At 65.3% G+C, this 11,304-nt stretch carries 13 protein-coding genes; all 13 read left to right on the forward strand.

From position 1 onward, the window contains the following. Positions 1-2 precede the first annotated feature (2 nt). The 13 genes from QZ670_RS07565 (at position 3) to nuoK (ending at position 11,149) form a co-directional block, all read left to right on the forward strand. Positions 3-1,403, forward strand: a complete 1,401-nt coding sequence (locus tag QZ670_RS07565) for a chemotaxis protein CheW (RefSeq protein WP_294253619.1) — start codon at positions 3-5, stop codon at positions 1,401-1,403. 129 nt (positions 1,404-1,532) lie between these two features. After that, the gene (locus tag QZ670_RS07570; RefSeq protein ID WP_121076778.1) at positions 1,533-1,907 is read left to right on the forward strand and encodes an NADH-quinone oxidoreductase subunit A; all 375 of its coding nucleotides are present in this window, start codon (positions 1,533-1,535) and stop codon (positions 1,905-1,907) included. After that, positions 1,898-2,437 (forward strand): NADH-quinone oxidoreductase subunit B, encoded by a 540-nt coding sequence (locus QZ670_RS07575; protein WP_064312156.1) that lies wholly within the window; start codon positions 1,898-1,900, stop codon positions 2,435-2,437. Before QZ670_RS07570 ends, QZ670_RS07575 begins: the two co-directional genes overlap by 10 nt. Beyond that, on the forward strand, positions 2,434-3,270 hold the full coding sequence (locus tag QZ670_RS07580) for an NADH-quinone oxidoreductase subunit C (RefSeq protein WP_294253623.1): 837 nt from the start codon (positions 2,434-2,436) through the stop codon (positions 3,268-3,270). The genes QZ670_RS07575 and QZ670_RS07580 overlap by 4 nt, the downstream gene beginning before the upstream one ends. Continuing rightward, positions 3,267-4,496 (forward strand): NADH-quinone oxidoreductase subunit D, encoded by a 1,230-nt coding sequence (locus QZ670_RS07585; RefSeq protein ID WP_116469531.1) that lies wholly within the window; start codon positions 3,267-3,269, stop codon positions 4,494-4,496. Before QZ670_RS07580 ends, QZ670_RS07585 begins: the two co-directional genes overlap by 4 nt. After that, positions 4,496-5,164, forward strand: a complete 669-nt coding sequence (locus QZ670_RS07590; protein ID WP_294253626.1) for an NAD(P)H-dependent oxidoreductase subunit E — start codon at positions 4,496-4,498, stop codon at positions 5,162-5,164. The genes QZ670_RS07585 and QZ670_RS07590 overlap by 1 nt, the downstream gene beginning before the upstream one ends. After that, complete coding sequence (locus tag QZ670_RS07595; protein WP_157084547.1) at positions 5,164-5,331, forward strand: hypothetical protein; 168 nt, start codon at positions 5,164-5,166, stop codon at positions 5,329-5,331. Before QZ670_RS07590 ends, QZ670_RS07595 begins: the two co-directional genes overlap by 1 nt. 1 nt (position 5,332) lies before the next feature. Further along, a complete protein-coding gene (nuoF, locus tag QZ670_RS07600; protein ID WP_126002192.1) occupies positions 5,333-6,637 on the forward strand; it encodes an NADH-quinone oxidoreductase subunit NuoF in 1,305 nt (434 codons plus the stop codon). Beyond that, on the forward strand, positions 6,637-8,655 hold the full coding sequence (nuoG, locus tag QZ670_RS07605; RefSeq protein WP_294253633.1) for an NADH-quinone oxidoreductase subunit NuoG: 2,019 nt from the start codon (positions 6,637-6,639) through the stop codon (positions 8,653-8,655). Before nuoF ends, nuoG begins: the two co-directional genes overlap by 1 nt. Further along, the gene (gene nuoH, locus QZ670_RS07610; protein ID WP_294253635.1) at positions 8,652-9,701 is read left to right on the forward strand and encodes an NADH-quinone oxidoreductase subunit NuoH; all 1,050 of its coding nucleotides are present in this window, start codon (positions 8,652-8,654) and stop codon (positions 9,699-9,701) included. The genes nuoG and nuoH overlap by 4 nt, the downstream gene beginning before the upstream one ends. Further along, on the forward strand, positions 9,698-10,183 hold the full coding sequence (gene nuoI / locus QZ670_RS07615; protein ID WP_294253636.1) for an NADH-quinone oxidoreductase subunit NuoI: 486 nt from the start codon (positions 9,698-9,700) through the stop codon (positions 10,181-10,183). The genes nuoH and nuoI overlap by 4 nt, the downstream gene beginning before the upstream one ends. A 49-nt stretch (positions 10,184-10,232) precedes the next feature. Further along, on the forward strand, positions 10,233-10,844 hold the full coding sequence (locus QZ670_RS07620; protein ID WP_007404217.1) for an NADH-quinone oxidoreductase subunit J: 612 nt from the start codon (positions 10,233-10,235) through the stop codon (positions 10,842-10,844). Between the two features lie 2 nt (positions 10,845-10,846). Beyond that, the gene (gene nuoK / locus QZ670_RS07625) at positions 10,847-11,149 is read left to right on the forward strand and encodes an NADH-quinone oxidoreductase subunit NuoK (protein ID WP_170170841.1); all 303 of its coding nucleotides are present in this window, start codon (positions 10,847-10,849) and stop codon (positions 11,147-11,149) included. Positions 11,150-11,304: the final 155 nt, after the last annotated feature.

Consider the following 11,304-nt stretch of genomic DNA (forward strand, 5'->3'; position numbering starts at 1 on the left):
CCATGGGGACCGAGCTCACCGCACCGGTCGGGGAGGCGGGGCGGCGCCATATCGATCTCGGGCTGCTCCGGCTGTGCGGGGTCGAGCTCGCGGTGCCGGTAGACTGGGTGCGCGAAGTCGTACCGTGTTCGGCGGCGATGGGGCCGTGCTTCGGCAGCCATCCGGCGCTGATCGGCTCGATCGGCGTTCGCGGCGACGTCATCCCGGTGGTCGACGTCACCGTGCTGCTCGGCTTTGGCGAGCGGACGGGTAGGGGCGGCACGATCGTGGTCCTCCGCAAGGACGACGTGCTGCTCGGCCTCCGGATCGACACCGTCTCCGGCCTGTACCGGGTCCCGGTGTCGGCGGTGCGCGAACTGGTCGACTCGGGCGGGGCGGCGCGGCTTGTCGATCGCGCCTTCGTCCGCGAGGAGCATCTCGTCGGCATCCTCGATCCCGAGGCGCTGTTCGCCATGCCCAATCTGCCGCTGGTGCGCTGCCATGCGCGCGAGGGCGACAGTGCCGCGCTCTCGCGTGCACGGCCGTTCGTGCTGGTCACCGTCGCCGGGGTCGACATCGCGATCGACAGCCATCTGGTGGAGAGCACCGCGCCCGCGATCAGCCTGCGCCGCTGCGCGGTCCCGGCGCCCGGCTGGGCGCGCAACGTCAATTATCTCGGCCGCGACGTCCGCGTCTTCGACCAGCTCGCGACGCTGGGCCTCGACGGTGCGACTCCGGAGGAGTCGCCCGGCCCGGTGATCCTGCTGCGGATCGCGCCGGACAAGCTCGTCGGCTGGCACGTCGAGAGCGTGCGCAGCGTCGCCCGCATTCCCGAGGACAAGTTCGGCCCGGTTCCGGCGGGGCTTGCTCAGCGAAGCGCGTTGTTCGCAGGCATCGCCACCGATCCGGCGGGCGGCCAGAACCTCGTGCTCGATACCGATGCGGTGCGGGCGGACCCGGCCATCAAGGCGATGGCGGCGCTGTGTCGTGCGCCTGCCCAGGCCGAAGGGCGCACGACCGTCGCGGCGCGCGAGGGGGCGGCGAGCAACAACGCCTTCCTGATCTTCGATACCGGTGCGCGACTGCTCGCGACCCCGCTGGATTCGATCCGCGAGGTCGTGCCGTTTCGCGGGCTCTCCTCGCGAGTCGAGGACTATTCGGGTTTGTGTGGCCTCGCCGATCATCGCGGCGCGCCGATCTCGGTCTATGGGGTCGAGCCGGGTGCAGAGCCGGGCGAGGCCAAACTGCTGATCATCGCTCGCGACGAGGCGGGGCAGGGGGCACGCGGCTTCCTCGCCCAGCGCTTGGCCACGATCATCAATGCGCCCGCGCTCCCTGTCCCGGGGGGAAGCCCGGGCGCTCGATTCATTCCAGCAACGATCGACGGTGCGGCGCATTCCATCCGAATTCATACGCTTGGCTGAAGCCACGCCGGACGCGTTCAGCGGTGCTTAACAATTGCGAATGATTCTCAGCGGTTCCAGGCCTTGCCGCACCGGGATCATGGTCCTAGAAGCCGCTCAAGATTCCGCAGTCGCGAGAAGAGAAGGCCATTGGTCGACCTGTCACAATATCTGCCGATCCTGATATTCCTCGGGATCGCCCTGTTGCTCTCGGGCACGTTCGTGTTCCTGCCGATGCTCGTGTCGCGCCTCACCGGCACGAACAAGCCGTCGCCGGAAAAGCTCACCGAATATGAGTGCGGCTTCCCCGCCTTCGAGGATTCGCGCAGCCAGTTCGACGTGCGCTTCTACCTCGTCGCGATCCTGTTCATCGTCTTCGATTTGGAAGCTGCCTTCCTGTATCCGTGGGCGGTGAGCGTGTTCAAGCTGGGCTGGACGGCCTGGATTTCGATGATGATCTTCGTTGCCGAGCTGGCGCTCGGCCTGATTTATGCGTGGAAGAAGGGAGCCCTGGAATGGGAGTAGAGCTTTCGTCGGCGCCTCCGGCCGGTACGCTCCCGGACGTCGGTTTCCTCAACGACATCAATGCCGAGATTTCGGACAAGGGTTTCCTGGTCACCTCCACCGAGGAGCTGTTCCAGTGGGCCCGTACCGGGTCGCTGTGGTGGATGACCTTCGGTCTGGCCTGCTGCGCGGTGGAGATGATCCACGTCAACATGCCCCGCTACGACATGGAGCGGTTCGGTGCCGCCCCGCGCGCCTCCCCGCGTCAGTCGGACGTGATGATCGTCGCGGGCACGCTGTGCAACAAGATGGCTCCGGCGCTGCGCCGGGTCTATGACCAGATGTCGGAACCGAAGTACGTGATCTCGATGGGCAGCTGCGCCAATGGCGGCGGCTATTACCACTATAGCTACAGCGTCGTGCGCGGCTGCGATCGCGTGGTGCCCGTGGACATCTACGTCCCCGGCTGCCCGCCGACCGCCGAGGCGCTGCTCTACGGCGTGATGCAGCTGCAGCGGAAGATCCGCCGCATCGGGAGCCTGGACCGGTGAGGGCGCCGGCTCCCCGCTATGCCGCCAATGACGGCGTGATCGAGGCGGCGACTGCCGCGCTCGGCGACATGCTGATCGAGGCGAAGGATGCGGTGGGCGAGGTGTCGCTTACCGTCGTCCGCGAGAAGCTGTGCGACGCGATGATCGCGCTGCGCGACACGCCGGGCCTGGAATATCAGCAGCTCAGCGAGATCGCCGGTGTCGACTATCCGCAGCGCGCGGAGCGTTTCGACGTCGTCTACCAGCTGCTGTCGTTCACCCGGAACCACCGGATCCGCGTCCGCGTCACCACCGACGAGGAAAAGCCGGTGCCGAGCGTGACCGACATCTGGCCGGTCGCCGGCTGGCTCGAGCGCGAAGTGTACGACATGTACGGCGTGCTGTTCTCGGGCAATGACGATCTCCGCCGCATCCTGACCGACTATGGTTTCCAGGGCCATCCGCTGCGCAAGGACTTCCCGATGACCGGGTATGTCGAGGTGCGCTATTCGGAAGAGGCGAAGCGCGTCGTCTATGAGCCGGTCAATCTGCCGCAGGACTTCCGCAACTTCGACTTCATGAGCCCGTGGGAAGGCGCCAAATACGTCCTCCCCGGAGACGAGAAGGCGCCGCAGCCCGAGGCCAAGGGTGCACCCACGCCTGTCAAGGCAGGCGAGGTCGCCAAGGCCGACACCGCTGCCGCCAAGAGCGAGCCGGCGCAGGGCAAGGACACCAAGACCACCGACAGCCCGGCCCAGACCGGCGCTGGTCAGCCGCACCCGGGCAACCAGCCCGGCGAGAAGCCCAAGGATCCGGACGTCGTCCCGACCAAGGGCGAAGGGCAGAACAAATGAGCGATACCGTCGACAAGATCATGGAGCGCGATATCGACCCGGCGACGGGCGATACCTCGATCGCGAACTATACGATCAACTTCGGCCCGCAGCATCCCGCGGCGCACGGCGTGCTCCGTCTCGTCACCGAACTGGACGGCGAGATCATCGAGCGCATTGATCCGCATGTCGGCCTGCTCCACCGCGGCACCGAGAAGCTGATCGAGTACAAGACGTACACCCAGGCGCTGCCTTATTTCGATCGCTTCGATTACTGCTCGCCGCTGGCGATGGAGCACAGCTATGTGCTCGCGGTCGAGAAGCTGCTCGATCTCGAGGTGCCGCTGCGCGGCCAGTATCTGCGCGTGCTGTTCGCCGAGCTGACCCGCATCTGCAACCACATGCTGAACCTCGGTTCGCACGTGATGGACGTCGGCGCGATGACGCCGAACCTGTGGATGTTCGAGATCCGCGAGGACTGCCTGAACTTCTTCGAGCGGGCCTCGGGTGCGCGCATGCACTCGAACTATTACCGCGTCGGCGGGGTTCGCCAGGACGTGCCGGTCAAGCTGCTGAACGACATCGCGGAATGGCTCGACACGCGCCTGCCGCAGCTGTTCGGCGACGCGATCAGCCTGGTCGCCGAGAACCGCATCTTCAAGCAGCGCAACGTCGACATCGCGACGGTGAGCCGCGAGGACGCGATCAAGTGGGGCTTCTCCGGCCCGATGATCCGCGCCGCCGGCATCCCGTGGGACATCCGCCGCGCGCAGCCTTATGACGTGTACGACCGCGTCGACTTCGAGATTCCCGTCGGCACCCGCGGCGATTGCTATGATCGCTTCATGGTCCGCGTCGAGGAAGTCTACCAGTCGGCTCGCATCATCAAGCAGTGCATCCAGGACATGCCGGAAGGTCCGGTCCTGACGCTCGACCGCAAGGTCGGCGCGCCGAAGCGCGGCGAGATGAAGCAGTCGATGGAAGCACTGATCCATCACTTCAAGCTCTTCACCGAAGGCTATCACGTGCCGGCGGGCGAAGTGTATGTCGCGACCGAAAGCCCCAAGGGCGAGTTCGGCGTGTATCTGGTGTCGGACGGCACCAACAAACCCTATCGCTGCAAGGTGCGCCCGACCGCGTTCAGCCACCTGCAGGCGATGGACTTCATGTCCAAGGGGCACATGCTGGCGGACATCACCGCCATCCTGGGCGCCATGGATATCGTTTTCGGTGAATGTGACCGCTGATGGCTGACGCTCCTCAACTCCCCGACGAAGCCGAAGTGCGCGCGCGCTGGGGCAATTTCGCCTGGACGCCGGCCAATGCCGAGAAGGCGCGCGAGATCATGGCCCGTTATCCGGCGGGTCGCCAGATGTCGTGCACCATCCCGTTCCTCGATCTGGCGCAGCGCCAGGTGGGTGCCGAGACGAACACGCAGGGCTGGCTTCCGGTTCCGGTGATCGAGTTCGTCGCCCGCGAACTGGACATGCCCTATATCCGCGTGTTCGAGGTCGCGACCTTCTACACCATGTTCAACCTGGTGCCGGTCGGCCGCTACCATGTGCAGGTCTGCGGCACGACGCCGTGCATGCTGCGCGGGAGCGACGACGTGATGGCCGCGTGCAAGTCGCGCGGGCTGAAGAAGGGCCACACCACCGCGGACGGGCTGTTCACGCTCACCGAGGTCGAGTGCATGGGCAATTGCTCGTCGGCGCCGATGGTGCAGATCAACGACGACAATTTCGAAGATCTCGATTATGATCGCACCCTCGCGATCCTCGACGCGCTGGCCAAGGGCGAGACCCCGAAGACGGGTACGCAGGAGCCGGGCCGGCACACGGTCGAGCCGCTGGGCGGCCCGACCACGCTGACCGCGATGGTGAACGAGAATCACGATTATCGGAGCGAGTGGTGATGCGGGGCAACAGCCTCATCGTCACCATCCTGGCCATCATCGGCGGCATCGTCGTGCTCGGCTGGGTGCTCAAGCTTGCATTTAACTTGATCGGGACGCTCGTCCTGATCGGTCTGGCCGTAGTCTTCTATCTGTTCGTACAGAAGCTGGTCGGGAAGGGACGCTAAGGTGCTTCAGGACAAGGACCGCATCTTCACCAATCTCTACGGCTACCAGTCGTGGCACCTCGACGCAGCCCGTGCGCGCGGCGCGTGGGACAACACCAAGGCGCTGCTGGAGCTGGGCCCGGACACCATCATCGACCGCATCAAGGCCTCGGGCCTGCGCGGGCGTGGCGGCGCCGGCTTCCCGACCGGCATGAAGTGGAGCTTCATGCCGAAGAACCCGACGCCCGAGCGTCCGAGCTTCCTCGTCATCAACGCCGACGAGTCCGAGCCGGGTTCGTGCAAGGACCGGGAGATCATCCGCCACGATCCGCATCTGCTGATCGAAGGCGCGCTGGTCGCGGGCTTCGCGATGCGGGCGCGTGCGGCGTACATCTACATTCGCGGCGAATATATCCGCGAGGCCGAGACGCTGTTTGCAGCCGTCGCCGAGGCCTATGCCGCCGGCCTGCTGGGCAAGAACGCCTGCGGTTCGGGCTATGACTTCGACGTCTTCGTCCATCGCGGCGCCGGCGCGTACATCTGCGGCGAAGAGACCGCGATGATCGAGAGCCTGGAAGGCAAGAAGGGCCAGCCGCGCCTCAAGCCGCCGTTCCCGGCGGGTGCCGGCCTCTATGGCTGCCCGACGACGGTCAACAATGTCGAGTCGATCGCGGTCGCCCCGACGATCCTGCGGCGCGGCCCCGAATGGTTCGCCAGCTTCGGCGCCGAGAACAACAAGGGCACCAAGCTCTTCCAGATCTCGGGCCATGTGAACAAGCCCTGCGTGGTCGAAGAGGCCATGTCGATCCCGTTCCGCGAGCTGATCGAGAAGCATTGCGGCGGCATTCGCGGCGGCTGGGACAATCTGCTCGCGGTGATCCCGGGCGGTTCGTCGGTGCCGCTGGTGCCGGCAGCCCAGATCATGGACTGCCCGATGGACTTCGACGGTCTGCGCGCGCTCGGCTCGGGCCTCGGCACCGCCGCCGTGATCGTGATGGACAAGTCGACCGACATCGTGCGCGCGATCAGCCGGCTCTCCTACTTCTACAAGCATGAGAGCTGCGGCCAGTGCACGCCGTGCCGCGAAGGCACCGGCTGGATGTGGCGCGTGATGGAGCGGTTGCGCACCGGCGACGCCGACATCAGCGAGATTGACACGCTGCAGCAGGTGACCAAGCAGGTCGAAGGCCACACCATCTGCGCCCTGGGTGACGCGGCCGCGTGGCCGATCCAGGGCCTGATCCGCCATTTCCGCCCCGAGATCGAGCGCCGTATCACCGAGCGCAAGTCGGGCGGCATCGAAACCATGCAAGAGGCGGCAGAGTAATGCCCAAGCTCAAGGTTGACGGAATCGAAGTCGAGGTGCCGCAGGGCGCCACCGTGCTCCAGGCCTGCGAGGCCGCGGGCAAGGAGATTCCGCGTTTCTGCTATCATGAACGGCTGAGCATCGCCGGCAATTGCCGCATGTGCCTGGTCGAGGTGAAGCCCGGACCGCCCAAGCCCCAGGCTTCGTGCGCGCTGCCGGCCGCCGACAATCAGGAAGTCCGCACCGACAGCCCGATGGTGAAGGCCGCGCGCGAAGGCGTGATGGAATTCCTGCTGATCAACCACCCGCTCGATTGCCCGATCTGCGATCAGGGCGGCGAGTGCGACCTGCAGGACCAGTCGGTTGCGTACGGTCGTGGCCAGTCGCGCTATGAGGAAAACAAGCGCGCGGTCACCGAAAAATATATGGGGCCCATCATCAAGACGGTGATGACCCGCTGCATCCAGTGCACCCGCTGCGTCCGCTTCGGCGAGGAAGTCGCCGGCGTGGAGGATATCGGCGCGATCTATCGCGGCGAGAACATGCAGATCACGACCTATCTCGAAAAGGCGTTCAAGAGCGAGCTTTCGGGCAATGTCGCTGACCTGTGCCCGGTCGGCGCGCTGACCCACAAGCCGGTCGCGTTCGAATATCGCCCTTGGGAGCTCAAGCGGAACCTGTCGATCGACGTGATGGACGCGGTCGGCACCAACATCCGCCTCGACAGCCGTGGCCGTCAGGTGATGCGCGTCCTGCCGCGCATCAACGAGGACGTGAACGAGGAGTGGGCGCACGACAAGACCCGTTACCATGTCGACGCGCTGGTCCGCCGCCGTCTCGACCGCCCGTTCGTTCGCAAGGACGGCAAGCTGGCCCCGGCGACGTGGGAAGAGGCGTTCGACGCGATCGCGGGCATTGCCGCGACTGCCGGCTCGAGCGTCGCGGCGATCGCCGGCGACTTGCTCGATGCCGAGACCATGTATGCCGCCAAGGCGCTGGTGAAGGCGTTCGGTTCGGATCTGCTCGAAGGCCGCCAGACCGGCATGGCCTATGACACGTCGAGCCTGGCAGCAGTGGCGTTCAACACCACCATCGCGGCGCTCGAAGAGGCCGATGCGATCCTGCTGGTCGGCACCAACCTGCGCTGGGAAGCGCCGCTGGTGAACACCCGCGTGCGCAAGGCGATCAAGCGCGGCGCCAAGGTGTTCGCGATCGGGCCGCAGGTGGATCTCACCTACAAGGTCGAGTGGCTGGGCGACGATCTGGGGCTGCTCAACAGCCTGCCGGAGAACCTCGCCCAGGCGATCGACAATGCCAAGAAGCCGGCGCTGATCCTCGGCCCGGGTGCGCTGAAGAACGGCCATGGTGCCGCGCTCGCGATCGCGGGTGCCTTCCAGCGCGCCGCGACCGAGACCGAGGCGGCATGGAACGGCTTCAACGTCGTCCACACCGCGGCGGCGCGGATGGCCGGCCTGATGCTCGGCTACGCGCAGAAGGGCGGCATTGCCGACATCGTCGCGGCCGCGCCGAAGCTCGCCTTCTTCCTGGGCGCCGACGAGGTGGACTTCTCGAAGTTCGCCGGCAGCTTCAAGGTCTATATCGGCCATCATGGCGACCAGGGCGCACATCATGCCGATGTGATCCTGCCTGGCGCCACCTATGCCGAGAAGCCGGGCACCTATGTGAACCTGGAAGGCCGCGTACAGCGCGCCGATCGCGCGGTGTTCGCACCGGGCGAGGCACGCGAGGACTGGACGATCCTGCGCGCGCTCTCCGAGAAGCTCGGCCGCACGCTGCCGTTCGACAGCTTCGACGAGCTGCGCGCTGCGATGGCGAGCGAGGTTCCGGCGCTCGGCCAGGAAGGTCTGGCCGAGTTCGCGTGGAACCCGCCCTCGCTTGCCAGCCAGGCTTCGGGTCCGGTGACCTATCCGGTCGCCGACTTCTATCTCACCAACGCCATCTGCCGTGCGTCGCCGACGATGCAGCGCTGCTCGGCCGAACTGCTCCATGGCGAAGATTTCGCAGAGGCCGCAGAATGACCTCCTGGTTCACCTATCTCGGCCTGCCGTACGAGCTGGCCTGGACCGTCGCCACGATCATCGACATCCTCGTCATCGCGCTGCCGGTGATGCTGGCCGTCGCCATGATCATCTATGCCGATCGCAAGATCTGGGCGGCGATGGCGCTGCGCCGCGGCCCGAACGTCGTCGGTCCGCTCGGCCTGATGCAGTCCTTCGCCGACGGTCTGAAGGTGTTCCTGCAGGAAACCATCGTGCCGTCGGGCGCGAACAAGGGCCTGTTTCTGCTCGCGCCGATCATCACCTTCACGGTCGCGTTGATCGTGTGGGCGGTGGTGCCGTTCCAGGCGGGCGTCGCGCTGTCGAACATCAATGTCGGCCTGCTCTATGTGCTCGCGGCCTCGTCGCTGGGCGTGTACGGCATCATCCTCGCCGGCTGGTCGTCCAACTCGAAGTACCCGTTCTACTCGGCGATCCGCGCGGCCGCGCAGATGGTGAGCTACGAAGTCTCGATCGGCTTCGTGCTGATCTCGGTCGTGCTCTGGGCCGGCACCTTCAACCTCGGCACCATCGTCGAGGCGCAAAAGGGCTATTACGGCTTCATCAACGGCAACTTCGTCAACCCGCTGCTCTTCCCGATGGCGATCGTGTTCTTCATCTCGTCGCTCGCCGAGACGCAGCGCGCGCCGTTCGACCTGACCGAAGCGGAGTCGGAGCTGGTCGCGGGCTATCAGACCGAATATTCGTCGATGGCCTTCGCGCTCTACTGGCTCGGCGAGTACGCCAACGTCATCCTGATGTGCGCGCTCAACGCGACTTTGTTCTGGGGCGGCTATCTCCCGCCGTTCGACTGGGCGCCGCTTTATGTCGTGCCGGGCATCATCTGGCTCTTCATCAAGATGTCGATCTTCTTCTTCTGCTTCAGCTGGGTGAAGGCCACGGTCCCGCGCTATCGCTATGACCAGCTGATGCGCCTGGGCTGGAAGATCTTCCTGCCGCTGTCGCTTCTCTTCGTCTTCCTCGTTTCCGGGTACCTCATGCTGACCCGGGTTGGAGTGCCCGCATGAGCGTCGCAAGTTTCGTCCGCACCTGGACTCTGTGGGAGTTCGTGAAGGCGCATGCCCTGACCTTGAAGTATTTTTTCAAGCCCAAGGCGACGATCAACTATCCGTACGAGAAGAACCCGCTCTCACCCCGCTTCCGCGGCGAGCATGCGCTGCGCCGCTATCCCAATGGGGAAGAGCGCTGCATTGCCTGCAAGCTGTGCGAGGCGGTGTGCCCGGCGCTGGCGATCACGATCGAGGCCGAACCGCGCGACGACGGCAGCCGCCGCACGACGCGCTACGACATCGACATGACCAAGTGCATCTATTGCGGGCTGTGCCAGGAGGCTTGCCCCGTGGATGCCATCGTCGAAGGTCCGAACTTCGAATTTTCGACCGAGACCCGCGAAGAGCTGATCTACGACAAGTCGAAGTTGCTCGATAACGGTGACCGCTGGGAAAGCGCGATCGCGGCGAACCTTGCCGCCGATGCGCCGTACCGTTAAAGCCCGCGACCAACGGTTCGGGGCGGACAGAAAAGGGGCCTGACAGGCAGTGATACAGGCTATCGCCTTCTATATTTTCGCGACCGTGGTGATCGTGTCCGCAGGGCTCACGATCGCGTCGCGCAATCCGGTGCACTCGGTCATGTGGCTGATCCTGGCGTTTTTCAACGCCGCGGGCCTCATGGTGCTGTGCGGGGCCGAGTTCATCGCGATGCTGCTCGTCATCGTCTATGTGGGCGCGGTCGCGGTCTTGTTCCTCTTCGTCGTCATGATGCTCGATATCGAGGTCGCGGCGATGCGGGCGGGCTTTGCGCGCTATCTGCCACTGGGGCTGGCGCTGGCCGTCGCCCTGCTGGCCGAGGTCATCATCGCGTTCCAGGCATGGAGCGTCGGCGGCGTGCAGCTGGCGGCCCGTGCGGCCCCGATCGCGCCCGAGGTGTCCAACATCCAGGCGATCGGCAACCTGCTGTACACGCGCTATCTGTTCATCTTCGAAGGCGCGGGCCTTGTCCTGCTCGTCGCGATGATCGGCGCGATCGTGCTCACCCATCGCAAGCGGGGCGGCGTCCGTCCGCAGAACATCGCCAAGCAGAATGCGCGTCAGCCGCATGAGGCGATCCGCAACATCAATCAGCCCATCGGGCAGGGGGTGGAACTGTGACGATCGGTCTCGTCCATTATCTGGTCGTTGCAGCGATCCTGTTCACCATGGGGGTGCTGGGTATCTTCCTCAACCGGAAGAACCTGATCGTCATCCTCATGGCGATCGAGCTCATCCTGCTCGCCGTGAACCTGAACCTCGTCGCCTTCTCGGCCGCGCTTCAGGATCTGGTGGGGCAGGTCTTCGCCATGTTCGTGCTGACCGTGGCCGCCGGTGAATCGGCGATCGGTCTGGCGATCCTGGTCATCTATTTCCGTGGCCGCGGCACCATCGCGGTCGACGACGTCAACCGGATGAAGGGGTAATCGGGTTGATCCTCGCTATCGTCTTCCTGCCGTTGCTGGCCGCCGCCATTGCGGGGTTCGGCAACAAGGCCATCGGGAACGTGCCCGCCAAGGTCGTCACGACCGGCGCGCTGTTCATTTCCTGTGCCCTCTCATGGCCGATCTTCATCGGCTAT

It is taken from the genome of uncultured Sphingomonas sp., from assembly GCF_913774285.1.
Taxonomy (GTDB): domain Bacteria; phylum Pseudomonadota; class Alphaproteobacteria; order Sphingomonadales; family Sphingomonadaceae; genus Sphingomonas.

What these genes read in the sequence shown, in the direction of transcription:
- QZ670_RS07565 (WP_294253619.1), top strand. Translation starts at nt 3, where the DNA reads ATGGGGACCGAGCTCACCGCACCGGTCGGGGAGGCGGGGCGGCGCCAT.
- QZ670_RS07590 (WP_294253626.1), top strand. Translation starts at nt 4,496, where the DNA reads ATGGCTGACGCTCCTCAACTCCCCGACGAAGCCGAAGTGCGCGCGCGC.
- nuoI (WP_294253636.1), top strand. Translation starts at nt 9,698, where the DNA reads ATGAGCGTCGCAAGTTTCGTCCGCACCTGGACTCTGTGGGAGTTCGTG.
- QZ670_RS07585 (WP_116469531.1), top strand. Translation starts at nt 3,267, where the DNA reads ATGAGCGATACCGTCGACAAGATCATGGAGCGCGATATCGACCCGGCG.
- QZ670_RS07575 (WP_064312156.1), top strand. Translation starts at nt 1,898, where the DNA reads ATGGGAGTAGAGCTTTCGTCGGCGCCTCCGGCCGGTACGCTCCCGGAC.
- nuoH (WP_294253635.1), top strand. Translation starts at nt 8,652, where the DNA reads ATGACCTCCTGGTTCACCTATCTCGGCCTGCCGTACGAGCTGGCCTGG.
- nuoG (WP_294253633.1), top strand. Translation starts at nt 6,637, where the DNA reads ATGCCCAAGCTCAAGGTTGACGGAATCGAAGTCGAGGTGCCGCAGGGC.
- QZ670_RS07595 (WP_157084547.1), top strand. Translation starts at nt 5,164, where the DNA reads ATGCGGGGCAACAGCCTCATCGTCACCATCCTGGCCATCATCGGCGGC.